24 protein-coding genes and 1 pseudogene are annotated in these 25,542 nt (G+C 66.7%); 13 read left to right on the forward strand and 12 right to left on the reverse strand.

The features are described 5' to 3' along the window. Positions 1 to 77: 77 nt before the first annotated feature. Genes ACAM42_RS30905 through ACAM42_RS30945 form a run of 9 tightly spaced genes read right to left on the reverse strand, consistent with a single transcriptional unit; the run spans position 78 to position 7,281 of the window. The gene (locus tag ACAM42_RS30905) at positions 78 to 497 is read right to left on the reverse strand and encodes a F0F1 ATP synthase subunit epsilon (RefSeq protein WP_062480186.1); all 420 of its coding nucleotides are present in this window, start codon (positions 495 to 497) and stop codon (positions 78 to 80) included. A gap of 18 nt (positions 498 to 515) precedes the next feature. Next, complete coding sequence (gene atpD, locus ACAM42_RS30910; protein WP_062480184.1) at positions 516 to 1,931, reverse strand: F0F1 ATP synthase subunit beta; 1,416 nt, start codon at positions 1,929 to 1,931, stop codon at positions 516 to 518. Positions 1,932 to 1,974: 43 nt separating this feature from the next. Further along, entirely contained in the window at positions 1,975 to 2,850 is an 876-nt protein-coding gene (atpG, locus tag ACAM42_RS30915) for a F0F1 ATP synthase subunit gamma (protein WP_062480182.1), read from the reverse strand. Between the two features lie 33 nt (positions 2,851 to 2,883). Then, positions 2,884 to 4,497, reverse strand: coding sequence for a F0F1 ATP synthase subunit alpha (gene atpA, locus ACAM42_RS30920; RefSeq protein WP_062480180.1), 1,614 nt, complete (start codon positions 4,495 to 4,497; stop codon positions 2,884 to 2,886). Between the two features lie 47 nt (positions 4,498 to 4,544). Beyond that, the gene (locus ACAM42_RS30925) at positions 4,545 to 5,075 is read right to left on the reverse strand and encodes a F0F1 ATP synthase subunit delta (RefSeq protein WP_062480178.1); all 531 of its coding nucleotides are present in this window, start codon (positions 5,073 to 5,075) and stop codon (positions 4,545 to 4,547) included. A 7-nt stretch (positions 5,076 to 5,082) separates the two neighbouring features. After that, on the reverse strand, positions 5,083 to 5,553 hold the full coding sequence (locus tag ACAM42_RS30930; protein WP_062480176.1) for a F0F1 ATP synthase subunit B: 471 nt from the start codon (positions 5,551 to 5,553) through the stop codon (positions 5,083 to 5,085). A 33-nt stretch (positions 5,554 to 5,586) separates the two neighbouring features. After that, on the reverse strand, positions 5,587 to 5,856 hold the full coding sequence (gene atpE / locus ACAM42_RS30935; RefSeq protein WP_056576471.1) for a F0F1 ATP synthase subunit C: 270 nt from the start codon (positions 5,854 to 5,856) through the stop codon (positions 5,587 to 5,589). A 49-nt stretch (positions 5,857 to 5,905) separates the two neighbouring features. After that, positions 5,906 to 6,784, reverse strand: a complete 879-nt coding sequence (atpB, locus tag ACAM42_RS30940) for a F0F1 ATP synthase subunit A (RefSeq protein ID WP_095747009.1) — start codon at positions 6,782 to 6,784, stop codon at positions 5,906 to 5,908. A 26-nt stretch (positions 6,785 to 6,810) separates the two neighbouring features. Beyond that, positions 6,811 to 7,281 (reverse strand): ATP synthase subunit I, encoded by a 471-nt coding sequence (locus tag ACAM42_RS30945; RefSeq protein ID WP_056576477.1) that lies wholly within the window; start codon positions 7,279 to 7,281, stop codon positions 6,811 to 6,813. Between the two features lie 137 nt (positions 7,282 to 7,418). On the opposite strand from ACAM42_RS30945, the gene ACAM42_RS30950 reads away from it, so the two are divergent. The 13 genes and pseudogenes from ACAM42_RS30950 (at position 7,419) to ispC (ending at position 21,341) form a co-directional block, all read left to right on the forward strand. Then, a complete protein-coding gene (locus tag ACAM42_RS30950) occupies positions 7,419 to 8,312 on the forward strand; it encodes a D-amino acid aminotransferase (RefSeq protein ID WP_369630435.1) in 894 nt (297 codons plus the stop codon). After that, complete coding sequence (locus ACAM42_RS30955; RefSeq protein WP_095747011.1) at positions 8,309 to 8,617, forward strand: YbeD family protein; 309 nt, start codon at positions 8,309 to 8,311, stop codon at positions 8,615 to 8,617. Before ACAM42_RS30950 ends, ACAM42_RS30955 begins: the two co-directional genes overlap by 4 nt. A gap of 56 nt (positions 8,618 to 8,673) precedes the next feature. Continuing rightward, complete coding sequence (lipB, locus tag ACAM42_RS30960; protein WP_235926976.1) at positions 8,674 to 9,291, forward strand: lipoyl(octanoyl) transferase LipB; 618 nt, start codon at positions 8,674 to 8,676, stop codon at positions 9,289 to 9,291. A 7-nt stretch (positions 9,292 to 9,298) separates the two neighbouring features. Continuing rightward, positions 9,299 to 10,282 (forward strand): lipoyl synthase, encoded by a 984-nt coding sequence (lipA, locus tag ACAM42_RS30965; RefSeq protein ID WP_062480166.1) that lies wholly within the window; start codon positions 9,299 to 9,301, stop codon positions 10,280 to 10,282. 418 nt (positions 10,283 to 10,700) lie between these two features. Further along, positions 10,701 to 12,596: pseudogene (gene dxs, locus ACAM42_RS30970) on the forward strand (1-deoxy-D-xylulose-5-phosphate synthase). Between the two features lie 34 nt (positions 12,597 to 12,630). Then, positions 12,631 to 13,572, forward strand: coding sequence for a cyclopropane-fatty-acyl-phospholipid synthase family protein (locus ACAM42_RS30975; RefSeq protein ID WP_369630436.1), 942 nt, complete (start codon positions 12,631 to 12,633; stop codon positions 13,570 to 13,572). Positions 13,573 to 13,599: 27 nt separating this feature from the next. Then, positions 13,600 to 14,523 (forward strand): cyclopropane-fatty-acyl-phospholipid synthase family protein, encoded by a 924-nt coding sequence (locus ACAM42_RS30980; RefSeq protein WP_369630437.1) that lies wholly within the window; start codon positions 13,600 to 13,602, stop codon positions 14,521 to 14,523. Between the two features lie 85 nt (positions 14,524 to 14,608). Further along, complete coding sequence (locus ACAM42_RS30985) at positions 14,609 to 15,718, forward strand: terpene synthase family protein (RefSeq protein ID WP_369630438.1); 1,110 nt, start codon at positions 14,609 to 14,611, stop codon at positions 15,716 to 15,718. Positions 15,719 to 15,753: 35 nt separating this feature from the next. Next, positions 15,754 to 16,881, forward strand: coding sequence for a Rieske 2Fe-2S domain-containing protein (locus ACAM42_RS30990; protein ID WP_369630439.1), 1,128 nt, complete (start codon positions 15,754 to 15,756; stop codon positions 16,879 to 16,881). A 68-nt stretch (positions 16,882 to 16,949) separates the two neighbouring features. Continuing rightward, a complete protein-coding gene (locus ACAM42_RS30995; RefSeq protein ID WP_369632824.1) occupies positions 16,950 to 17,822 on the forward strand; it encodes a polyprenyl synthetase family protein in 873 nt (290 codons plus the stop codon). Between the two features lie 29 nt (positions 17,823 to 17,851). Further along, the gene (gene ispH / locus ACAM42_RS31000; RefSeq protein ID WP_369630440.1) at positions 17,852 to 18,790 is read left to right on the forward strand and encodes a 4-hydroxy-3-methylbut-2-enyl diphosphate reductase; all 939 of its coding nucleotides are present in this window, start codon (positions 17,852 to 17,854) and stop codon (positions 18,788 to 18,790) included. After that, positions 18,787 to 20,085, forward strand: coding sequence for a flavodoxin-dependent (E)-4-hydroxy-3-methylbut-2-enyl-diphosphate synthase (gene ispG / locus ACAM42_RS31005; protein WP_369630441.1), 1,299 nt, complete (start codon positions 18,787 to 18,789; stop codon positions 20,083 to 20,085). The genes ispH and ispG overlap by 4 nt, the downstream gene beginning before the upstream one ends. A gap of 8 nt (positions 20,086 to 20,093) precedes the next feature. After that, positions 20,094 to 21,341, forward strand: coding sequence for a 1-deoxy-D-xylulose-5-phosphate reductoisomerase (ispC, locus tag ACAM42_RS31010; protein WP_369630442.1), 1,248 nt, complete (start codon positions 20,094 to 20,096; stop codon positions 21,339 to 21,341). 94 nt (positions 21,342 to 21,435) lie between these two features. Here the strand turns inward: ispC and phnY are convergent, their stop codons facing one another. The 3 genes from phnY to ACAM42_RS31025 are packed head-to-tail and all read right to left on the reverse strand — an operon-like array spanning position 21,436 to position 25,523. Continuing rightward, a complete protein-coding gene (gene phnY / locus ACAM42_RS31015; RefSeq protein ID WP_369630443.1) occupies positions 21,436 to 22,893 on the reverse strand; it encodes a phosphonoacetaldehyde dehydrogenase in 1,458 nt (485 codons plus the stop codon). A 21-nt stretch (positions 22,894 to 22,914) separates the two neighbouring features. Then, positions 22,915 to 24,162: a phosphonoacetate hydrolase gene (phnA, locus tag ACAM42_RS31020; RefSeq protein WP_095950119.1), complete on the reverse strand. Its 1,248-nt coding sequence runs from the start codon at positions 24,160 to 24,162 to the stop codon at positions 22,915 to 22,917. Positions 24,163 to 24,206: 44 nt separating this feature from the next. Next, a complete protein-coding gene (locus ACAM42_RS31025; protein WP_062480079.1) occupies positions 24,207 to 25,523 on the reverse strand; it encodes an MFS transporter in 1,317 nt (438 codons plus the stop codon). Positions 25,524 to 25,542: the final 19 nt, after the last annotated feature.

A 25,542-nucleotide genomic window follows, 5' to 3' on the forward strand; every position in this document is an offset into this window, starting at 1 on the left:
CCTGGAAAGGGCGGACGAAAAAAAGCCGCCCGGAGGCGGCTTTTTTCTTTGCTTCTGCCCGAAGGCAGCGGCATCGATTACTTCTTTTGGCGGTACTTGCGCAGCGCAGCGATCTGCGCAGCCATCACGGCCAGTTCCGACTGCGCCATCGCGATATCGATGTCGCTCTTCGCGTTCTTCAGCGCTTCCTCGGCGGCCGCCTTGGCCTTGTTGGCCTTCTCGTCGTCGAGGTCCTTGCCGCGGATCGCGGTGTCGGACAGCACGGTGACGGCGTCGGGCTGCACTTCGAGGATGCCACCGGCCACGAAGACGAACTCTTCGCCGCCGTCGGCCGTCTCGATGCGCACGGCGCCGGGACGGATGCGCGTGATCAGCGGCGTGTGACGCGGATAGATGCCGAGCTCACCGGCTTCACCGGGCAGCGCGACGAACTTGGCTTCGCCCGAGAAGATCGACTCTTCCGCGCTGACCACGTCGACGTGAATGGTGTTTGCCATCTGAGTTCCCATGCCGCCTTAGGCGACCTTCTTGGCTTTTTCGAACGCTTCGTCGATGGTGCCGACCATGTAGAACGCTTGTTCCGGCAGGTGGTCGGCTTCGCCGTTCACGATCATCTTGAAGCCGCGGATGGTTTCCGACAGCGGCACGTACTTGCCCGGCGAACCCGTGAACACTTCGGCCACGTGGAACGGCTGCGACAGGAAACGCTGGATCTTGCGGGCGCGGGCCACGGCGAGCTTGTCGTCGGGAGCCAGTTCGTCCATGCCCAGAATCGCGATGATGTCGCGCAGTTCCTTGTAGCGCTGCAGCGTGCCTTGCACGGCGCGGGCCACGTTGTAGTGCTCTTCGCCGACCACGTTCGGGTCGAGCTGGCGCGAGGTCGAGTCCAGCGGGTCCACGGCGGGGTAGATACCCAGCGAAGCGATGTCACGCGACAGCACCACGGTCGAGTCCAAGTGGGCGAAGGTCGTGGCGGGCGACGGGTCGGTCAAGTCGTCGGCAGGGACGTACACGGCCTGGATCGAGGTGATCGAGCCGACCTTGGTCGACGTGATCCGCTCTTGCAGACGGCCCATTTCCTCGGCCAGCGTCGGCTGGTAGCCCACGGCGGAAGGCATGCGGCCCAGCAGTGCCGACACTTCGGTACCGGCCAGCGTGTAGCGGTAGATGTTGTCCACGAAGAACAGCACGTCGCGGCCTTCGTCGCGGAACGACTCGGCGATGGTCAGGCCGGTCAGGGCCACGCGCAGACGGTTGCCCGGGGGCTCGTTCATCTGGCCGTAGACCATGGCGACCTTGGAGTCTTCGAGCTTCTCGAGGTTCACGACGCCGGAGTCGGCCATCTCGTGATAGAAGTCGTTGCCTTCACGGGTACGTTCGCCCACACCAGCGAACACCGACAGACCCGAGTGAGCCTTGGCGATGTTGTTGATGAGTTCCATCATGTTCACGGTCTTGCCCACGCCGGCACCACCGAACAGGCCCACCTTGCCGCCCTTGGCGAACGGGCACACCAGGTCGATCACCTTGATGCCGGTTTCCAGCAGGTCTTGCGACGGCGACAGTTCGTCGTACGCGGGAGCCTTGCGGTGGATGGAGGCGGTCAGCGTCTGGTCGACCGGACCACGCTCGTCGATGGGCGCGCCCAGCACGTCCATGATGCGGCCCAGCGTCGCCTTGCCCACGGGCACGGTGATGGGGGCTTGCGTGTTGGTCACGATCAGGCCGCGGCGCAGGCCGTCGGAAGAACCCAGCGCAATCGTGCGGACCACGCCGTCGCCGAGCTGCTGCTGGACTTCGAGCGTCAGTGCGCTGCCTTCGAACTTGAGGGCGTCGTAGATCTTGGGCATCTTGTCGCGCGGGAATTCCACGTCGACCACAGCGCCAATACACTGAACGATCTTGCCTTGAACTGCTTCTGCTTGAGCCATGTCTGCTCCGATAAAAATTTAAATCTGTTGAGGTCCGAAGGGCTCAGACACCGGCGGCCGCCGCAGCGCCCGAAACGATTTCCGAGAGCTCCTTGGTGATGCCGGCCTGGCGGGTCTTGTTGTAGACCAGCTTCAGCTCGCTGATCACGTTGCCTGCGTTGTCGGTGGCGGCCTTCATGGCCACCATCCGCGCCGAATGCTCGGACGCCATGTTTTCTGCCACGCCCTGGTAGACCAGCGACTCGACATAGCGGACCAGCAGCTCGTCGATCACGCTTTGCGCATCGGGCTCGTAGATGTAGTCCCACGAGTGCTGGCCTTCCTCGACTTGCAGCGAGTCTGCGGCCAGCGGCAGCAGCTGCTCGACGAGCGGCTCCTGCTTGATCGTGTTGATGAACTTCGTGTAGCACAGGTACACGGCCGAGAGCTTGCCTTCCGCGTAAGCGTCCAGCAGCGTCTTGACCGGGCCGATGAGCTTGTCCAGATGCGGCGTGTCACCCAGGTGGGTGACGTGCGCCACCACGCGGGCACCGATACGGTTCAGGAAGCCCAGGCCCTTGCTGCCGATGGCGACCGACTCGATCGCCACGCCGGCCGACTGCGCTTCGCGCAGCTTGGCCGTCACGGCACGCAGCAGGTTGGTGTTCAAGCCACCGCACAGGCCCTTGTCGCTCGTCACGATGATGAAGCCGATCGCCTTGGCGTCGTTCTTCTTCATGAAGGCGTGCGTGTACTCGGGATTCGCCTTGCCAAGGTTCGCCGCGATGTTGCGGATCTTCTCGCTGTAGGGGCGTGCGGCACGCATGCGCTCTTGCGCCTTGCGCATCTTGGAAACCGAGACCATTTCCATGGCCTTGGTGATCTTCTTGGTGTTCTCCACCGATTTGATCTTGCCGCGGATTTCCTTACCAGCTGCCATATGAGCTCCTTCTTGCGTCGGTCAAAAGGTCGCTCAGGCGAACGACTTCTTGAACGAGGTGGCTGCTGCCAGCAGTTCGGCTTCGGCGTCCTGGCACACCTTCTTGAAGGCCTGCTTTTCCGCGCTGTCGTCCGGCTTGGCCGGCTTGACGTCCCACTTGGCACCATGCTTTTCCATGGTTTCGAGCAGGGCGGCGTGGCTCGTCTTCAGCAGCTGGTGGAAGCCGTGTTCGAACGGGAGCACCTTCTTGACGTCGATGTCGTCCATGAAGCCCTTGTTCACTGCGAACAGCGTGGCATTCATCAGCGAGATCGGCAGCGGGCTGTACTGGGTCTGCTTGAGCAGTTCCGTCACGCGCGCACCGCGGTCGAGTTGCTTGCGGGTCGCTTCGTCGAGGTCGGAAGCGAACTGCGCGAACGCGGCCAGTTCACGGTACTGGGCCAGGTCGGTACGGATGCCGCCCGACTGGTTCTTGATCAGGTTGGTCTGCGCCGACGAACCCACGCGCGACACCGAGATACCGGCGTTGATGGCGGGACGGATGCCGGCGTTGAACAGGCTGGTTTCCAGGAAGATCTGGCCGTCGGTGATCGAGATCACGTTGGTCGGAACGAAAGCGGACACGTCGCCAGCTTGCGTTTCGATGATCGGGAGGGCCGTCAGCGAACCGGTCTTGCCCTTGACTTCACCCTTGGTGAAGGCCTCGACGTAGTCGGCGTTCACGCGGGCTGCGCGCTCGAGCAGACGGCTGTGGAGATAGAACACGTCGCCGGGGTAGGCTTCGCGGCCTGGCGGGCGGCGCAGCAGCAGCGACACCTGACGGTAGGCCACGGCTTGCTTGGACAGGTCGTCATAGACGATCAGGGCGTCCTGGCCGCGGTCGCGGAAGTACTCGCCCATCGTGCAGCCCGAGTAGGCCGACACGTACTGCATGGCAGCCGATTCGGAAGCCGATGCGGCCACCACGATGGTGTAGTCCATCGCGCCGGCTTGTTCCAGCGAGCGCACCACGTTCTTGATCGACGAAGCCTTCTGACCGATCGCAACGTAGACGCAGGTCATGTTCTGACCCTTCTGGTTGATGATCGCGTCGATCGCCACGGCCGTCTTGCCGGTCTGGCGGTCGCCGATGATCAGCTCGCGCTGGCCACGGCCGACGGGCACCATGGAGTCGATCGACTTCAGGCCGGTCTGCATCGGCTGGTCCACGGACTTCCGTGCGATCACGCCGGGAGCGACCTTTTCGATCACGTCGGTCATCTTGGCGTTGATCGGACCCTTGCCGTCGATCGGCTGGCCCAGTGCGTTCACCACGCGGCCGATGAGCTCGGGACCCACGGGCACTTCCAGGATGCGGCCCGTGCACTTGACGGTGTCGCCTTCGGAGATGTGCTCGTACTCGCCCAGAATCACGGCGCCGACCGAGTCGCGCTCGAGGTTCAGCGCCAGGCCGAACGACGGCGTGCCGTCAGCCGTGGGCGGGAACTCCAGCATTTCGCCTTGCATCGCGTCCGACAGGCCGTGCACGCGCACGATGCCGTCGGTCACCGAGACCACGGTGCCCTGGTTGCGGATGTCGGCGCTGACGCCAAGGCCTTCGATGCGGCTCTTGATCAGTTCGGAAATTTCTGCGGGATTGAGTTGCATGACTCTTTCCTTCTTTCAATAAATAGGGCCAACCGCGGCTCGCCGCCTCAGGCGGTGAGCGCTGCTTTCATTTGTTCGAGACGCGCCTTGACGGAGGTGTCGAGGACTTCGTCCCCCACCACCACACGGATGCCGCCGATCAGCGAAGGATCGGATTCCACACGCGTGTTCAGCGGGCGACCGAAACGGCGCTGCAGTGCCACGGCGACCTCGGCGAGACTCGCCGCGTCGATCGGGAAGGCGCTGTAGATCACCGCGTCGGCCGTGCCGCCCTTGGCGTTCTTGAGCTCGCGGTACTGGGCCGCGACTTCAGGCAATGCAGCAAGCCGGCCGTTGTCGATCACCGTGCGCAGGAAGTTCTTGCCGGTGTCCGGCAAGGCTTGCGGCAGCAGACCGGAGATCAGATCGAAGATCTGTTCCGGCGACACCTTCGGGTCGGCAGCGAACTGCAGGAGCTGCGGATCGGCAGTGATGGCGGCCAGCTGGCCGATCCATCCGGCCGTGCCTTCGAGGTCGCTCGAAGTAGCCCCGAAGAGCGCGTCCGCGTAGGGGCGGGCAATGGTCGCAAGTTCGGCCATATCGTCCTCAGAGCTCGGTCTTCAGGCGCTGGAGCAGGTCGGCGTGGACACCGGCGTTGACTTCCTTGCGGAGAATCTGCTCGGCACCCTTGACGGCCAGCGCAGCAACCTGCTCACGCAGGGCTTCACGGGCACGCACGGACTGCTGTTCGGCTTCGGCGTGCGCGTCGGCCACGATCTTGTTGGCCTCCACCGTTGCACGGCCCTTGGCCTCTTCGATGATCTGCTGGGCGCGGCGCTCGGCATCGGCCAGGCGGCTGGTGGTCTCGTTGCGAGACTGAACCAGTTCCTGCTCGACGCGCTGGTTGGCGGAAGCGAGTTCAGCCTTGGCCTTCTCGGCGGCCGCCAGGCCCGCAGCGATCTTTTGTGCGCGTTCATCCAAAGCCTTCGCGATGGGCGGCCACACGAATTTCATCGTGAACAGCACCAGCAGCAGGAAGACGATGGCCTGAACGAACAGGGTCGCGTTGATACTCACGGCAACACCTTTCTGGAGTGGCGTTGAACCGGCTTACTTGGGCAGGTTGGCCAGCAGGGTCGCGGCGAACGGGTTGGCGAAGGCGAACAGCAGGGCGATGGCCACGCCGATCAGGAAGGCCGCGTCGATCAGACCAGCCAAGATGAACATCTTGGTCTGCAGGTCGTTCATGAGCTCAGGTTGACGGGCCGACGATTCCAGGAACTTGCCACCCATCAGCGCGATGCCGATGGAAGCACCGATGGCGCCGAGACCGACGATCAGACCACAAGCGAGAGCGACGAGACCGAGAATGTTTTCCATGATGACTCCTTAGAACAGATTTAAAGCAAACGAAAAGAAAAAGGGAAACTCAATGCGCCTCATGCGCCTGGCCCAGATAGATCAGGGTCAGCATCATGAAGATGAAAGCCTGCAGCGTGATCACCAGGATGTGGAAGATCGCCCAGACAGTGCCGGCAATGATGTGCCCGATGGGCAGCAACACACCGGAGAACGAGGCCGCCATGGCACCGCCCATGAGGGCGATGAGCATGAAGACGAGCTCGCCCGCATACATGTTGCCGAACAACCGCATGCCGTGCGAGACCGTCTTGGCCAGGTACTCGATGACCTGCATCAGCAGGTTGACGGGCCACAGCAGAGGGTGGGCACCGAAGGGCGCGGTGATCAGCTCGTGGCCCCAGCCGCCCAGGCCCTTGACCTTGACGCTGTAGAAGAGGCACAGGAGCAGCACGGAAGTGGAAAGACCGAGCGTGGTCGAGAGGTCGGCGGTCGGCACGGCACGCATGTAGGCGTGGTGCGGATCGTGGCCCAGTGCCGAGTAGACCTGGGTCCAGATGGCCGGCAGCAGGTCGACCGGCAGCATGTCCATCGCGTTCAGCAGGAAGATCCAGACGAACACGGTGAGCGCCAGCGGGGCAATAAACTTGCGGCTCGCGGCGTTGTGCACGTTGGCCTTGGCCTGGTTGTCGACCATCTCGACCAGGATCTCGACCGCCGCCTGGAAACGGCCGGGCACGCCGGGCGTTGCCTTGCGGGCAGCCAGCCACAGCACGAAGCAGCCCAATGCGCCGATGATCAGCGCGTAGAGCACCGAGTCGAGGTTGATGACGTTGAAGTCAACAATGGCGGATTGAACGACGGGCTTGAGGCTCCAGTCGACTTGCCAGTGCTGGAGGTGGTGAACGATGTATTCACTCGCGGTCGGGGCGTGTCCTTCGGCGGCCATCTTTCAGCGTCTCTCTTCCAAAACAGTCAAATCCGGTTCAAAAATTTGGGCCGCACCAGCAGTGCCACCCAGTACATCTTCATGGCGACCACCACGCCAGCCACCATGGCCAGCCAGACGAGCCCCCCGATCAGCCACGGCGCCGCGGCCAGCAAGGCAACGGTCAGCGCGATCTTGATCATCTCCCACACAAAAAACCTCAACATGACAGCCTGCGACGGCATGCCCGGTTTGCGCCGGACACCGCGGACAAACAAGGCCGCGGGGATCGCTACTGTCATGGCTCCGTAAAACGCCGAGATTGCAGCCTCGGATCGCGCCGTCCAGATCCACGCCAGGCAAGCTACCACCACGCCTGCAGCCACTTGGGCTGCGATCACCCACCAGGGTGACAGCTCGGGGTTTTGCTCGCGCAACTTCTGGGCCTCTTCGGCCGTCAGTGGCTTGAAATCGGATTCTTCGGCGTCAACCTCAGGGACAGGGGCGTTGGTTGTCATTCGAATGCACCCCGTGTTTGTCCCCGGAGAATTTTACAAAGCCATTGATTATAAGTAAAACCTAGCGGGGTCCCGCCATAACGTGACACTTCGTCGACAGTTCTGCACCGAGTGTGGCGTCCGCCCATAATTTGCGGATGCAAGACATCACCTCGGCACTGCCCGACACGCCGTGCTTTCTCAACGGCGAATTCACCCCCCTGCGCGACGCGAAGATCAGCGTCCTCGACCGCGGCTTCATCTTCGGCGACGGCATCTACGAAGTGATCCCCGTCTACTTCGGCGTGCCCTTCTGCTTCGACGAGCACATCGCGCGCCTCGAGCGCTCGCTGGCCGAGCTGCAGATCGACAACCCCTACTCGCGCGACGAATGGCGCGCCATCGCGACGCAGCTTGCCGCACCGCAGGGCAAGGCACCGCAGGCGATCTACTTCCAGGTCTCGCGCGGCGTGGCGCCGCGCGACCACGTCATGGTGCGCGGCCTGCGTCCCACCGTATTCGCGATGGTGAACCCCCTGCCGCCCGTGGCCGATGCGGTGCGCACCAAGGGCGCGGCCTGCGTCACCGCCGATGACTTCCGCTGGCAGAAGGCCCACATCAAGAGCACCAGCCTGCTGGGCGCGGTGCTCGCGCGGCAGATCAGCGTCGAGGCCGGCGCCACCGAGACCGTGATGTTCCGCGGCGACTGGCTCAGCGAGGCGTCGTCGAGCAACGTGTGGATCGTGAAGGACGGCACGCTCATCGGCCCGCCCAAGGACAACCTCGTGCTGACCGGCATCCGCTACGGCCTGCTCGAGCGCCTGTGCCAGGACAGCGTCATTCCCTTCGCGCTGCGCCGCGTGTCGCGTGACGAAGTGTTCGGCGCCGACGAGCTGCTGCTGTCCTCGGCCACCAAGGAAGTGTTGCCCGTCGTCACACTCGACGGCCAGACCATTGGCAATGGCCGTCCCGGCCCCATCTACCAGAGCTTGTATGCCGCCTACCAACAGGCCAAGCAACGCAACGCCGACGCGCCAGGAGCCACCGCATGACCGACACAACGCCCCCCACCGACACCGCATCGATCCCCGATCCGCGCAAGGAATCGCTGATCGAGTACCCCTCGCAGTTCCCCATCAAGGTGATGGGCGCGAAGGTCGACGGCTTCGTGCACGCCATCACGCAGATCGCCGAGCGCTTCGACCCGGCCTTCGACGCCACCACGGTCGAGCTGCGCGACAGCAAGGCCGGCAACTACCTGGGCGTGACCATCACCGTCACCGCCACCAGCCGCGAACAGCTCGACGACCTCTACCGCGCCCTGTCTGCGCACCCGATGGTGAAAGTCGTTCTTTGACGCCCCTCGAAGCGCAGTGGCTCGGCCGGGCCGACTACCTCGCCACGTACGCGGCGATGCAGCGCTTCACGCAGGAGCGCACGCCCGAGACGCCCGACGCGCTATGGATCTGCGAGCACGACCCCGTGTTCACGCAGGGGCTGGCGGGCAAGACCGATCACATCCTGGCCCCCGGCCCGATCCCGGTCGTGCAGACCGACCGGGGCGGGCAGGTCACCTTCCACGGCCCCGGCCAGGTGGTGGCCTACCCGCTCATCGACCTGCGGCGCGCGGGCTACTACGTCAAGGAATACGTCTACCGCATCGAGGAATCGGTGCTGCGCACGCTCGCCCACTTCGGCGTGACGGGCCACCGCGTGGCGGGCGCGCCGGGCATCTACGTGCGCCTGGACGACCCGTTCTCGCACGCCGCCCTCACCGGCCCGATGCCCGGCGCCGACCCGTTCCGGGGCCTGGGCAAGATCGCCGCGCTGGGCATCAAGGTGAGCCGCCACGCCACTTACCACGGTGTGTCGCTCAATGTCGCGATGGACCTCGAACCCTTCTCGCGCATCAACCCTTGCGGCTACGCGGGGCTGCAAACGGTCGACCTTTCTACAATCGGCGTCCAAACCACATGGGAAGAAGCCGCCAAAGTGCTGAGCCAAAAGCTCGGGGCTTTCCTGGCTCCTTGACACACCAATGAGCACCACCGAAGTCGTCCGCGACGCCCAGAGCGCCGAAACCTACAACCCGCTGGCCAAGCAGAAGGCCGCGGCCAAGCTCTCGCGCATCCCCGTCAAGGTGGTGCAGACCGGCGAAGTGCTCAAGAAGCCCGAGTGGATCCGCGTGAAGGCCGGCAGCCCCACCACGCGCTTCTACGAGATCAAGCAGATCCTGCGCGAAAGCAACCTGCACACCGTCTGCGAAGAAGCCTCGTGCCCGAACATCGGCGAATGCTTCGGCAACGGCACGGCCACCTTCATGATCATGGGCGACAAGTGCACGCGCCGCTGCCCGTTCTGCGACGTGGGCCACGGCCGCCCCGACCCGCTGGACAAGGACGAGCCGCTCAACCTGGCCAAGACCATCGCCAAGCTGCGCCTGAAGTACGTGGTGATCACCAGCGTCGACCGCGACGACCTGCGCGACGGCGGCAGCCAACACTTCGTCGACTGCATCAGCAACATCCGCGAGCTCTCGCCGATGACGCAGATCGAAATCCTGGTGCCCGACTTCCGCGGCCGCGACGACCGCGCGCTGGAAATCCTCAAGGCCGCGCCGCCCGACGTGATGAACCACAACCTGGAAACCGCGCCGCGCCTGTACAAGGAAGCGCGCCCCGGCAGCGACTACCAGTTCAGCCTGAACCTGCTGAAGAAGTTCAAGGCGCTGCACCCCAACGTGCCGACCAAGAGCGGCATCATGGTCGGCCTGGGCGAAACCGACGAAGAGATCCTGCAGGTGATGCGCGACATGCGCGCCCACGACATCGACATGCTGACCATCGGCCAGTACCTGTCGCCGTCGGGCTCGCACCTGCCGGTGCGCCGCTACGTGCACCCCGACACCTTCAAGATGTTCGAGGAAGAGGCCTACAAGATGGGCTTCAGCCACGCGGCCGTGGGCGCGATGGTGCGCTCCAGCTACCACGCCGACCAGCAGGCGCACGCCGCCGGCGTCTGACGGCACCGCCCGATCGCCCGCCGTGCGCGGGCGTCGGCGCACCCCTTTTCTCCCCCTTCTCTCCCTGACCGCGCACCGCGGCCGTTTTCGAGCGGCCGCGGCGGTCGTGCGCGCGCGCCGCGCCATCCAAAAAACTGATTAAAACCTCGGGGGTAAATAACCCGGGGTATCAAAAAATTTGCAGCCGCATTCGCTTGCGTGCGCCAAATCCATCCCCTACGCTGACCCCCTGATTGCGCCTGACCTTGAATTGAAAAAGCAAAGCCGGCGCAGTGAAAAATTCCCACAGAGGCATTGCAAAGAAAATTGATGCGTCAATTTTCAATGCATTGCTTCACCCAAAAACAATCAGATCCGCGTCGCACGAAGAATTCTTTCATCACGGCCCAGGCGTTTCCAATCCCACGGAGAAACCGGAATGCATGCCCTGCTCGAAGCCATCGATTCGCCCCATTCGCTGCGCCAGCTCGGCGTTGCGCAATTGCCGGGCCTTGCGGATGAATTGCGATCCTTCATCATCGACAGCGTGTCGCGCACGGGCGGCCACTTCGCCTCCAACCTGGGCACGGTCGAGCTGACGGTCGCCCTGCACTACGTGTTCGACACCCCGCGCGACCGCATCGTCTGGGATGTCGGCCACCAGAGCTACGCCCACAAGATCCTGACCGGCCGGCGCCAGGCCATGCCCACCTTGCGCCAATTCGGTGGAATTTCCGGATTTCCCCGGCGCACCGAATCCGAGCACGATCATTTCGGCACCGCGCATTCCAGCACCTCCATTTCCGCCGCCCTGGGATTTGCGTAGGCCGCCCGCATTTCCAATTCGACCGACCACGCCATCGCGGTGATCGGCGACGGGGCCCTGAGCGCCGGCATGGCCTTCGAGGCCATGAACAATACGCAGGCCTGCGGCCGCCTATTGGTGATATTGAACGACAACGACATGTCGATTTCGCCACCAGTCGGCATGCTGCGCCTTTATCTGGGCGGATTGATTTCAGAACGCGCCTATGCCAGCGCCAATGAGGCCAGCCGGCAAAGATTGCGCGCCATGCGCCCGGCGCTGGCCCCCTGCGAGCCCTCGGAGCTCGGCCTGTCGCCCGCCACCCTCTTCGAGCAATTCGGCTTCCACTACACCGGCCCGATCGACGGCCACGACCTGGGCGCGCTGATCCCGGCCCTGCAGAAGTTGCAGGCGCAGCCGGGCCCGCAGCTGCTGCACATCGTCACGCAGAAGGGCCACGGCTACCGCCCGGCCGAGCAGGACCCGGTCCTGTACCACGGCCCCGGCAAGTTCGACCCCGCCGCCGGCATCAAGACGGCTCCTGCGTCGGCCCCCGCCAAGCCGACCTACGCCCAGGTCTTCAGCGACTGGCTCTGCGACGAGGCCGAGGCCGATGCGCGCGTGGTCGCCATCACGCCGGCCATGCGCGAGGGCTCGGCCCTGATGGACTTCGAGCGCCGCTTTCCCGAGCGCTACTTCGACGTCGGCATCGCCGAGCAGCACGCCGTGACCTTCGCCGCGGGCCTCGCGGCGGCGGGGATGCGGCCCGTGGTCGCCATCTACTCGACCTTCCTGCAGCGCGCCTACGACCAGCTGATCCACGACGTGGCCTTGCAGAACCTGCCGGTCGTGTTCGCGGTCGACCGCGCCGGCATCGTCGGCGCCGACGGCGCGACGCACATGGGTGCCTTCGACGTCGCCTACCTGCGCTGCATTCCGAACATGGTCGTGATGGCCGCGTCCGACGAGGACGAGTGCCGCCAGATGCTGCACACCGCCCTGCGCCACGACGGCCCCGCCGCCGTGCGCTACCCGCGCGGCGGCGGGCCCGGCGCGCTGCCCGTGCGCGCGCTGCAGCCGCTGCACATCGGCCGCGGCCAGGTGCGGCGCGAGTCGACGCAGCCCATGGGCGCGCGCATCGCCATCCTGGCCTTCGGCACGATGGTGGCGCCCAGCCTGGCCGCCGCCGAACGGCTCGACGCCACGGTCGCCAACATGCGCTTCGTCAAGCCGCTCGATGCCGAGCTGGTGCTGTCGCTCGCCGAGACGCACGACGTGCTCGTCACGGTCGAAGAAGGCTGCGTGATGGGCGGCGCCGGCGCCGCCTGCCTCGAATCACTCGCCGCGCAGGGCGTGCTGATTCCGTCGCTGCACCTGGGCCTGCCCGACCAGTTCGTCGAGCACGGCGACTGCGCCCGATTGCTTGCTGCCCACGGCCTGGATGCCGACGGGCTGGTGCAGTCGATCCAGGCGTTCTTCGATGCCCACGCCCCCGCATTCCGCACGGCTCGCATGAGCCTCGTTTCCTGAAACCCACCGTGACCGCCAGCCACAGGAGAACCCGATGAGCACAGCCACCGCACGCCGCATCGATGCGCCCGCCCCGCCTTCGCTTCAAGTGATCCGGGGTGCCGAGGCCAACCCGTACCACGCCAAGGTCGAGTACACCTACCAGGACGACCCCGAGGACTGGCGCAAGGCCATCGGCGAGGACCTGATGTTCCAGTTCGGCGTCTACGACGACCCGCGCTCGGTGCCGCCGATCTCGCTCAACGAATCGGGCCTGCGCTACTTCGACCAGCAGATGGAGATCGCGGGCCTGGACCAGCCCCCGCCCTTCCCCATCCGCCGCATCCTCGACGTGGGCTGCGGCTGGGGCTTCGGCCTGCGCTACCTCGCGGAGCACTTTCCGCAATGCCGCCAGCTCGACGGCATCAACATCAGCGAGACGCAGCTCGCGCACTGCGCCCGGTACCACGCCCAGCAGCACCTGAGCGACCGCGTGAACCTGTACCTGTGCGACGCGCAGGACGTCGCCCTGCTACCCAACCCCGACACGCCCTACGACCTGGTGACGATCCGCGGCGTCATCTCGCACTTTCCGAACGACCTGTACGAACGCTCGATGAAGCAGGTGGCCGCGCGCATGCGCCCGGGGGCCAAGGTCGTCATCTCCGACAACCTCTACAACATCCCGCTGGACAACTACCGCTCGGACATCGAGGACGAGGTCGACCGCCTCGCCTGCAAGCACCGCAAGACACCGGCCTACTTCCGTCGCGTGCTCGAAGACAGCGGCTTCGTGGTCGAAGACATGCGCGTGCTCCCGCGCAACATCGACGTGGCGCGCTGGTTCACCGACGTGAAGGAAAACATCGAGAAGAACTTCACGCCGGACACCATCCCGCCGCCGCTGGAGGAGCTGCGCGTGATGGCGGTCAGCCTTTCGGTCGCGCTGATCAAGGACAAGTTCTCGACCTACAGCGTCATCGCCCGACGCCTCTGAATTTCCCCCACAAGGAGCGCCCACACCATGCAAGCATCCGCGCAAGCCGTCGGCATCGACGTCATCCACAGCCGCAGCCTCGACCACTACCAGGACAAGATCGAGCAGGTCTATGCCGACACGCCCGACCAGTGGCGCAAGGCGATCGGCAACGAGCTCTGGTACCAGTACGGCGTGTTCGACGAGAAGATGGACCCGCACGACCTCCCGCTCGACGCCTCCGGCCGGCGCCACATGGAGCACCAGTTCGAACTCGCCGAGCAGGCCGGCGCCGACCTCTCGCCGGCCACCGTGCGCCGCGCGATCGACATCGGCTGCGGCTGGGGCCCGGTGCTGAAGTTCATTGCGCAGCGCTACCCGCAGTGCGCGCGCATCGACGGCGTGAACGTGAGCCGGCCGCAGCTGGAGTGCGCGCGCGAACTCATCGCGCACGAAGGCCTGGCCGACCGCGTGCGGCTGTACCAGTGCAACGCCAAGGACATCGGCGAGCTGCCCGATGCGCAGGTGCCCTACGACCTGGCCATCCTGCGCGGCAGCCTGATCCACTTCACGCCCGAGGTGCTGGAGCAGGCCATGGCCTCGCTGTCGGCGCGCATGCGCACCGGCGGCACGGTGATCATTTCGGAGAGCCTCTACAAGGTGGACCTGGCGACCTACAAGTCGCACATCCCCGACAAGGTCGACCGCGCCGCATCGGGCTACCGCAAGACGCCCGACGGCGTGAAGCAGGTGCTCGAGCGCCACGGCTTCGCGGTGCTCGACCAGCGCGTGCTGCCGTCGAACGCGGAGGTGATCCGCTGGTACGGGCTGGTCAAGGACAACCTGGACGCGCACCACCCGACCAGCAAGACCGCCACGTTCACCGAGCTGCGCGACATCGCCGTGAGCTTCTCGGACGCGCTGGCCAAGGACAAGGCGTCGTCGTTCAGCTTCATTGCGCGGCGGACCTGAAGCGGTGCGCGAACCGGCCCGCGGGCACGGTTCGCCCCAGGCACAGCCATCCATCCTGACGACGTTTCCAAGGAGAGAGAACCCCATGACCCGCCGCATCATGCTGCCGCCGCTGCCGTTCCCCGATCGCTGGAAGATGCACCCGCACTTCGACGCCGAGCATTCGCTGACGAACCGCTTCGAGATGGCGACGCTCGCGTACGCCGACCGCTTCCGGATGTACGACAGCCCGGCGCAACGGGCGCGCCTGGCCAAGATCGAAAACTCGCGCCTCGCCGCCCTGATGTATTCGAAGGGGTCCGACGAGTTGCTGCAGGTCGGCTCCGACTTCGTGGTCTGGGCCTTTGCCTTCGACGACGAATACTGCGACGAAGGGCCGCTCAGCAACGACCCGGCGGGCTTCAACCGCAAGGCCTGCGAAATTCTGCGCGCCATCGACAGCCCGCAGGAGCCGCCGTGCAACGACGACAGGTACGCCATGGCGATGCGGGACATCCGCCAGCGCCTGGACCGGCTGGCCAAGCCCCAGCAGGTCGCGCGCTACACCGAGATGATCCGCTGGTACATCACGTCCGAGATGATGAAGATCACCAACCCCCGGCCGACGCTCAGCGACTTCTTCGTCACGCGCTTGTACAACGGCGGCGGCATGGCCTTTCCGGCGCTGGTGCACATCGTCGGCAATGTCGACCTCGCGCAGGACGAGTACGAGGACCAGCGCGCCCGCGCCATGATGGAGCTGTCGGCCATGCTGGCCATTCTCGACGCGGAGCTGTACGCCTATCCCAAGGAGGTGGCGCGCAACTCCAACGAGAACGACCACAACATCCTCTTCATCTTCGAGCGCGACGATCACTGCACGTTCGACGAAGCCGTGCAGCGCTACATGGAGATGCGCTGGCGGATGATCTCCCTGTTCGAGCGCCTGCGCAAAGACGTTCTCCAGGACGCCTCGCCCGCGATGCGCGAATTCGTCGACGGGCTGTCCCTGTACTACCACGGCACGGCGATGTGGTCGATCTGCAACCACCGCTACGGATCGATCAGCGGTCTGGCGACCAACGACGTCGTCGTCGGCGGCATCACGCACGAGTGCCCACCGGAGAGTTTCGAATCGATCGGCGTCCAGTCATGCGAATGGTGGTGGACGCACGACCCGGCGCGGCGAGAGGTCGCACACCAGCGCCGGGCCTGAGTCCGCCGTGAGCTCCACCGAAACCGAGCGCTCACATGACCGTTCTACTGAAACAGGCCGAGATCGAGACCGACGCGCCTCCCACCGGGCCGATGCAGGTGCCAGACGCTGCGACGCCCCTGCGCGCGCGTCCGCCGATGGTCGCGCACATGAGGTGCCTGCCCGGCGACGCCCGTGCGGTGCTGCCGTACGCGAACGGATGGTTCGTTGCCTGTTTCAGCCACGAACTCCAGCGCGGGGCGGTGCTGATCAAATCGATGATGGACCGCGACATCGTTCTGTACCGCACCCAATCCGGCCTCGCCCGCGTGGTCGAGCCCTACTGCCCCCACATGGGCGCGCACCTGGGGCACGGGGGCCGGGTCGAGGGCGAGAACCTGGTGTGTCCCTTCCATCACCTGCAGTTCGGTCCCGAGGGCGGCTGCGTGCACACGGGCCGCGCCGGGGCAGTGCCCCGCATGGCGCTGACCGCACGGCACATGCGCGAGCGCAACGGCGTCATCTTCGTGTGGGTGCATCACGAGGGACTCGCTCCTTCGAGGGAACCTCCGACGCACGACCTGACCGGCTGGAGCCGGCCTGCCTACGTGCATCACGAACAGGGCGGCTACTTCCAGAACTCCGGGAAAAACAGCGTCGACCTGATTCACTTCGACACGGTCCACCACTTTCAGCAACCGGAGATGTCGGCCGACATCGTCGACAACTGCCTGGTGGTCCGGTTGTCCGCCAGGTTGCTGGGCAGACCCATCTGCCTGCATCTCACGAACTACGACGCCAGCAACCTGTACGGCCACTTCACGATGCCTTCGCTCGGTCTGGAGGCCGGCGTGCAGGGGTATTCAACGCCCGACACGCCCCTTCGCTGGTCCCTGCGCATGGTGACGGCCATGAAGGTCGAACGCTTCGCCCGCTGGCCTGCGGGGATTCAGTCGCTGCTCTATGCGCTGATGACGCCACTCGCGGGCCTGTGGTCGGACCGCACGTCGCACCAGGACACGAAGATCTGGGAGCACCGGGGCCACACGGGAAGTCTCAAGCTGATGGCCGATGAACGGGCCGCCGCGCTCTACCAGCGCTGGGTGTCGCAGTTCTATTCGTGCGGCTTCCCGGGCGTGACCCCCTCGGCCATGGACAGGCCTTCGCACAAGGAGTCTCGATGACCTACACCGTCGAACACACGGCCCACCGTGCGGCGCCCGACCTGGACGAGACCCCCTTCGAGGTCTGGATGCACGACGCGGTCGGCCGTACCGAGCGCGCACTCGCTGCCGGCCTGCCGCCAACCGCGACCGTGCCCTCGCGCCTGCACGAGGCGCTGCGCTATGCCGCGCTCGGCGGCGGCAAGCGCATCCGCCCCTTGCTGTGCCAGGCCGCGGGCGCCCTGGCCCAGGCGTCGCCCGGCGCGCTGGACGCCACGGGCGCCGCCCTCGAGATGGTCCACGTCTACTCGCTCGTGCACGACGACCTGCCCGCGATGGACGACGACGACCTGCGCCGCGGCAAGCCCACCGTGCACGTGGCCTACGACGAAGCCACTGCCATCCTCGTGGGCGACGCGCTGCAGGCGCAGGCCTTCTTCACGCTGAGCGAACTGCCGCTGCCGGCCGAGCGCCGCATTGCACTGGTGCGCGAGCTCTCGGAGGCGGCCGGCTCGCGCCAGCTCGTTGGCGGCCAGGCCATCGACCTGCAGAGTGCGGGCCGGTCCTTGAGCCAGCCCGCGCTCGAGCAGATGCACCGCATGAAGACCGGCGCGCTGATCCGCGCCGCCGTGCGCATGGGCGCGCTGTGCGGCCTGGCCGACACACCAGCGAACGCCGCGCTGTACCGCGCGCTCGACGACTACAGCAGCGCCATCGGCCTGGCCTTCCAGGTGGTCGACGACATCCTCGATGCGACCGCCGACACGGCCACGCTGGGCAAGACCGCCGGCAAGGACGCGTACGACGACAAGCCGACCTGTGTATCGATGCTGGGCCTCGACGCCTCGCGCGCGCTGGCCCGCACGCTGAACGCGCGCGCCCATGCGGCGCTGGCGCCCTGCGGCGTGCGTGCAGAGCGGCTCGGGCAGCTGGCCGATCTCGTGGTCCACCGCGTGAACTGACCCCTCCAACCTCTCGAGGAGCCTCCACCATGCGCGTCATCCTTGCCCAACCCCGAGGCTTCTGCGCCGGCGTCGTGCGGGCCATCGACACGGTCGAACACGCGCTGCGGCGCCACGGCACGCCCATCTACGTGCGCCACGAGATCGTGCACAACAAGCACGTCGTCGACGACCTGAAGGCCCAGGGCGCGGTCTTCGTCGAAGAGCTGGCCGAAGTGCCCGCGGACGCGGTGGCGATCTTCAGCGCGCATGGCGTGAGCCACGCGGTGGAGGTCGAGGCCCGCGCGCGCGGCCTGCGCGCGATCGACGCCACCTGCCCGCTGGTCACCAAGGTGCACGAGCAGGGGCGCCGCTATGCCGCCAAGGGCTATGCGCTGATCCTCATCGGCCACGCCGGGCACCCCGAGGTGACCGGCACGCTGGGGCAGATTCCCGCGCCGGTCACGCTGGTGCAGACCGAGGCCGACGTGGACGCGCTGGTGCTCGATGCCGACACGCCGCTGGCCTACATCACGCAGACCACGCTGTCGGTGGACGACACGCGCGGCATCATCGATGCGCTGCAGCGGCGCTTTCCGCAGATCGTCGGGCCCGACACGCGCGACATCTGCTACGCCACGCAGAACCGGCAGACGGCCGTGCGCGAACTGAGCCAGCAGGTCGACGTGGTGCTGGTGGTCGGCGCGCAGAACAGCTCCAACTCGCAGCGCCTGCGCGAGATCGCGGCGCAGGCCGGCGTGCGCAGCTACCTCATCGCGCAGGGCAGCGAGCTCAAGCCCGACTGGGTGCGCGACGCCGGCGCGGTGGGCGTCACCGCCGGCGCGTCGGCGCCCGAGACCATGGTGCAGGACGTGGTCGCCGCGCTGCGCCGGCTGGCCGAGGTGGAACTGCTGACGCTGCCCGGGCGCGAGGAGCATGTGGTGTTCCGCCTGCCGGCGGAACTCGCAACGGAAGTGGCCGTGCCATGAAACCGCCCGTCGCACGCCGCCTCTCGCGGCAGGTGCGCGTGGGCACCGTGCGCATCGGCGGCGACGCGCCCGTGGCCGTGCAGGCCATGACCAACACCGACACCGCCGACGCGGCCGCCACCGTGGCACAGGTCGCTGCGCTCGCGCGCGCCGGGGCCGAGCTGGTGCGCCTCACCGTGAACAACGAAGAGGCCGCCGCGCAGGTGGCGCCGATCCGCGACGCGCTCGCGCGCCAGCAGGTGCACGTGCCGCTGGTGGGCGACTTCCACTTCAACGGCCACCGCCTGCTCGCGCAGCACCCCGACTGCGCGCAGGCGCTGGCCAAGTACCGCATCAACCCCGGCAACGTGGGCCGGGGCGACAAGCGCGACGCGCAGTTCTGCCAGCTCATCGAGATCGCCTGCCGCCACGGCAAGCCGGTGCGCATCGGCGTGAACTGGGGCAGCCTCGACCCCGCACTGCTGGCGCGCCTGATGGACGCCAACGCGCAGGCGGCGCAGCCGCAGCCGGCGGACGAGGTGATGCGCCAGGCGCTCATCGTTTCGGCGCTGGAGAACGCGGCGCGCGCCGAAGACGTCGGCCTGCCGCCCGATCGCATCGTGCTGTCGGCCAAGGTGAGCCAGGGGCAGGACCTGATCGCCGTGTACCGCGAACTCGCCGCGCGCTGCGACTACCCGCTGCACCTGGGCCTGACCGAGGCCGGCATGGGCTCCAAGGGCATCGTGGCCTCGGCCACCGCGATGGGCGTGCTGCTGCAGCAGGGCATCGGCGACACCATCCGCGTGTCGCTCACGCCCGAGCCGAACGGCGACCGCACGCGCGAGGTGCTGGTGGCGCAGCAAATTTTGCAGTCGATGGGCCTGCGCGCCTTCACGCCCAGCGTGACCGCCTGCCCCGGCTGCGGGCGCACCACGAGCACCTTCTTCCAGTCGCTGGCCAGCCAGATCGAAGGCTGGCTGCACGCGCAGGCGCCGGCCTGGCGCGTGCGCTTTCCGGGCGTGGAAGACATGCACGTGGCCGTGATGGGCTGCGTGGTCAACGGCCCCGGCGAGAGCCGGCTCGCGCACCTGGGCATCTCGCTGCCGGGCTCGGGCGAGCAGCCGGTGGCGCCGGTGTACATCGACGGCGAACGCGCGCTGACGCTCAAGGGCGAGCACATCGCCGACGACTTCACGCGGCTGGTCGAGACCTACGTGGCCGCGCGCTACGGCGCCGATGCCGAGGCGAGCGAGCGGCTCGGTGCGTGGATGAAGCCGTCGTCGCGCGAGCGCGTCGTGCCGATCGCTTCCGCTTAAGCATCCCCATGGCCACGCAACGCCTCACCCTGCTCGGTGCCACCGGGTCGATCGGCGACAGCAGGCTCGACCTCGTGGCGCGCCACCCCGACCGCTTCACGGTGCATGCGCTGACGGCGCACCGCAACCTCGGCAAGCTCTTCACGCACTGCGTCGCCTTCCGCCCCGAGGTCGCGGTGGTCGGTGATGCGCCAGGCGCCATGCAGTTGCAGGCCCGGCTGCGCGCGGCCGGCCTGCGCACCGAGGTCATGCACGGCCCGCAGGCGCTGTGCGAGGTCGCGCAATCGGCGGGCTGCGACACTGTGGTGGCGGCCATCGTCGGCGCGGCGGGGCTGCTGTCGTCGCTGGCGGCGGCGCGCGCGGGCAAGAAGATCCTGCTGGCGAACAAGGAGGCGCTCGTGATGTCCGGTGCGCTGTTCATGCGCGCGGTGGCCGCGCACGGCGCCACGCTGCTGCCGCTGGACAGCGAGCACAACGCGATCTTCCAGTGCCTGGCGGGCGCACCGGCCGGCGGCGCGGGCGTGCAGCGGCTGGTGCTCACCGCGTCGGGCGGGCCGTTCCTGCACCGCCCGCTGGAGGCGCTGGACCGCGTCACGCCCGACGAGGCCTGCGCGCACCCGACCTGGCGCATGGGCCGCAAGATATCGGTCGACTCCGCGACGATGATGAACAAGGGCCTCGAGACCATCGAGGCGCGCTGGCTGTTCGCGATGCCGCCCGGGCGCATCGAGGTGGTGATCCATCCGCAGAGCGTGATCCATTCGATGGTGGCCTATGCCGACCAGTCGATGCTGGCGCAGCTGGGCCGCCCCGACATGCGCACGCCGATCGCGCACGCGCTGGCCTGGCCCGAGCGCATCGACTCGGGCGTGGCGCCGCTGGACTTCCTGCAGCTCGCCCACCTGAGCTTCGCCGCGCCCGAGCTGAAGCGCTTTCCCTGCCTGCGCCTGGCGCTGGAGGTGCTGCGCGAGGGGTGCACGGCCAGCGTGACGCTCAATGCGGCGAACGAAGTGGCGGTCGATGCGTTCCTGAACGGGCGCCTGCGCTACACCGACATTGCGCACGTGGTGGAAGACTGCCTGCAACACGCGCCCGCATCTGCGCACGAGAACCTGGACGAGATCCTCGCAGCCGACGCGCAGGCGCGCGTGCTGGCGGGTCAGGCGATCCAGCGTGCGGCGTTGCGGTCCCCATCGCCGGCGGTCCCACTTTCCGCGTCGGTCACCTTGGACGAAGGCATGGGCGCGCGGCTGTAGCGCGACAGCCACTTGGCCGCCACGGCCAGCGCCATCGGCGGTGGGGTCTCACGCACGGCGCGCGACGCGCCATGCGCCTCGTGCGCCGCGCCGCTCACCATGGCAGCGAGTAGGTCTTGGTGTTGGTGAAGCTCTTCATCGCCTCGAGCACGCCTTCCTTGTAGCCCAGGCCCGAGTCCTTGATGCCGCCGAAGGGCGTGAGCTCCAGCCGGTAGCCCGGCACCTCGCGCACGTTGACGCTGCCCACGTTCAGCTCGCGGATGAAGCGCGTGATGTAGTCCAGGCGGTTGGTGCAGACCGAGGACGACAGGCCGTAGGCCGTGCCGTTGGAGATGCGGATCGCCTCGTCGATGTTCCTGAAGCGGATGACGGGCGACACGGGGCCGAAGGTCTCGTGCTTGGCGACCGTCATCTCGGGGTCGACGTGGTCAAGCACGGTGGGCGAGTACAGCGCGCCGCGGCGTTCGTTGCCGTACAGGAGCTTGGCGCCGGCCGCGATGGCTTCGTTGACCACGGCTTCGAACTGCTTCGCCGCTGCTTCGTCGATCACGGTGCCCATGTCGGTGTCGGGGTCCATCGGGTCGCCGTACTTCAGCGCCTTGGTCTTCTGCACCAGCAGCTCGACGAAGCGGTCGGCGACAGCTTCGTGCACCAGCATGCGTTTCACCGCCGTGCACCGCTGGCCCGAGTTCTTGTAAGACCCGTTGGCAGCGAGCGTCGCCGCCTCCTCGATGTCCGCGTCTTCCATCACGATGATCGGGTCGTTGCCGCCCAGCTCCAAAATCTGGCGCTTGTAGGTGGCCTTGCCCGCGATGTACTTGCCGATGGGCACGCCACCCGTGAAGGTGACCAGGTCGACGTCGGCATTGGTCAGCAGCTCGTCGGCGATCTCCTTCGGGTCGCCCGTGAGCACCGACAGCATCTGCGGCGGCAGCCCTGCCTCGTACAGGATGTCGGCCAGCAGGAAGGCCGTGAGCGGCGTCTTCTCGCTGGGCTTCAAGACGATGCGATTGTTGGTCGCAATGGCCGGCGCCACCTTGTGGATCACCTGGTTCAGCGGATGGTTGAACGGCGTGATGGCGGTGATGGCGCCCAGGAGCGGCTCGCGCATCGTGTAGACCTTGCGGCTCTTGCCGTGGTGCGTGAGGTCGCAGGAGAACACCTGGCCGTCGTCCACCAGCGCCTGGTTGGCGGCGAACAGCAGCACGTCGGAGGCGCGGCCCACTTCGTACAGCGAGTCCTTGCGCGACAGGCCCGATTCGAGCGTGATGGTGCGCGACATCTCGTCCAGGCGCGAAGCGATGATCTCGCCGGCGCGCATGAGGATCTTGTAGCGCTCGTAACGCGTGAGCGTGGGCTTGTAGTCGCGGGCGATGCGCAGGGCATGGCGCACGTCGTCCAGCGTGGCCTTGGGCACGGTGGCGATCACCTCGCCGGTGTACGGGTAGGTGACCTCGATGGTGCGGTCGCGGTGGACTTTCTCGCCCGCGATGCGCAGGGCTTCGCGGTACACGGTGCCGGGCTTCAGGGCGGCGTGGTCGGACTTGCTCATGGAATGCTCCGTCAAATAAGTTCAGGCGGCGGCCACCAGCGGGCCTTGGGCGTGGTTCAGTGCGAGGTCGAGCGCGTCGAAGTTGCGCAGCCGGCGCGTGCTCGCCACGCCCGCGACGGGGCGGTTGCAGATCAGGGGCACCTTCTGCTCCGACACGCCGCCGTGCGAACGCAGTGGCACTTCGAGCGCCGTGAGGTCGTGGCGCGTGGCCGAGGTGCCGATGACGGTGCTTTGCTCGCTCACCACCACGATGTCGCCGATGCGGTCGGGCGGCAACTCGAAGCGCTGCGCGGCCTCCTTGCGCGAGAGCACGAGCTGCATGCCGGGGATGCGCTGGATGCGGTCGATCCAGCCGGGCACCTCGTCCTCGCTGGGCACATACACGGTGGCGAACGAGCCGAGCGCGCCGTGGTGCACCACGTACGGATCGGTGATCGGCAGGATCACGCGCGCGCGGTCCGGGCCGTACCAGCCGTCGAGCACGTCCTGCAGGTAGATGACGTTGGGCGAGCCGTCGGCGCCGTGCTTGTCGTTCATGCCGTGGTCGGCCGTGAGCACGATGGTCGCGCCCAGCGCGTCGAGCTGCGCGAGGTAGCCATCCATCATTTGGTAGAAGGCATTCGCTGCGGGGCTGCCCGGCGCGGCCTTGTGCTGCACGTAGTCGGTGGTCGACAGGTACATGAGGTCGGGGCGACGCGACTCCATGAGCTTCACGCCGGCGGCGAACACGAACTCCGACAGCTCCGCGCTGTACACCGAGGGCACCGGCATGCCGACCATGTCGAGCACGTTGTCGATGCCGTTCTCTTCCATCGTCACCTGGTCCGACTTCTCGGACGAGAAGCAGATGCCTTTCATCTTGTGGCCCAGCAGCTTGCGCAGCTTGTCCTTGGCCGTGACCACCGCGAGCTTGGCGCCCGCGTCGGCAAAGGCCGCGAGCACGGTGCCGGCGCGCAGGTACTTGGGGTCGTTCATCATCACTTCCTGGCCCAGCTCGCGGTCGAAGAAGTAGTTGCCGCAGATGCCGTGCACGGCCGGCGGCGCACCGGTCACGATCGACAGGTTGTTGGGGTTGGTGAACGAAGGCACGACGCAGTCCGCCAGCAGGTCGGCGCCGCCTTTGCGCATGGCCTCGAGGTACGGGGCCACGCCGGCCGCAATGGCCGCGTCGAGGTACGCGGGCTCGCAGCCGTCGACGCAGACGACGACGACCGGGCGGACCATCCAGCGGTAGCTGCGGCCGTTCACTTCGAGTCGATCGGATTTCATGAAGAGATGCTCCTTGGCAAGTTGGGTGTGTCGGTGCGCGGGCTTCAGCGGCGGATGAACAGCGCGATGAAGGCACTGATGAGGCAGCTGGCCGCGACGATGGGGAACACCACCGAGGTGCTGCCCGAGTGGTCCAGCATTCGGCCGATCAGCGGTTCGCCCAGGCCCGCCAGCAGGTACGAGAAGAAATTCATGACACCGGTGGCGGTGCCGGCGCGCTTGGCACCCACGAGGTCGGGGCACAGGGCCCAGAACGACGAGGCCGGGCCGTAGACGAAGAAGCCCGCCAGGAACAGCAGCCCCAGGCCGAGGATGCTGGTGGGCAGCAGGTACATGCCCATCGAGGCGATGGCGCCCAGCAGCATGTACAGCACGATGGCCTTGTAGCGCTTGGAGCCGAACACCTTGTCGGAGATCCAGCCGTTGGTGAGCGCGCCGAAGGCCATGCCCACGGGCAGCGCCACCGAGATCCAGGCCGGGTCGATCATGCCGTCGGCGGCCTTGGCCCAGTCCTTGCCCAGGAAGTGCACCGGCACCCAGACGATGAGCCCGTAGCGTGCGGCGTTCTGGAAGCCGATGGCCAGCGCGGCGATCATCAGCTTGGGGTTGCTGAGCACGGCCTTGTAGCGCGACCAGGAGCTTTCTTGCGGCTCGCCGTCGGCCACGCCGGCCTTGTCGGCTTCCTGCGGGTTGTTGTTCGCCACGCCGGTGTCAGGCGACTTGAAGCCCAGGTCTTCCGGCCGCTCACGAGCGATCAGGTAGAAGGCAATGCCGCCCACCAGCATCAGCAGCACGGGGAGCCGGAAGATCCAGCGCCAATCGAGGTGCAGCACGTTGACGACGATGATCGAGGTCACGAACGACAGCACCGAGGCGCAGCCGGCGGCGAACACGTAGAAGCCGTAGACCTTGCCGCGCTCGCCCGCGCCCCACCAGTTCGACAGCAGCCGGCTGCCCGGCGCCCAGCCCAGGGCCTGGAAGTAGCCGTTGATGCCCCACGGAATGGCCAGGCTCTTGAAGCCGACCGCGAAGCTCACGACCCAGTTGGCGGCGCACGAAAGGATGGCGCCGGCGGTCATCACGCGGCGTCCGCCGAACTTGTCGCCCAGGTTGCCGTTGATGGCCTGCCCGACGGCATAGCACCACAGCAGCGAGGTCGAGGCCCAGCCGAGCATTTCCTTGGAGAGGCCGAACTCCTTCTGGATGCCGGGGATGGCGAAGCCGAAGGTCTGGCGCCCCGTGTAGAAGAAGAAGTAGCAGAACATGGCCGCCAGCAGCATCCGCCACTGCGCCTTGCGGAACGAATTGTCGAGGGGGCGTGCGTAGGTGCCCGCCTGCAGGATGGGATTGGCCGCTTGCATGGTATGTCTCCTTGTCTTG

It is taken from the genome of Variovorax sp. V35 (assembly GCF_041154465.1).
Lineage (GTDB): Bacteria > Pseudomonadota > Gammaproteobacteria > Burkholderiales > Burkholderiaceae_C > Variovorax > Variovorax boronicumulans.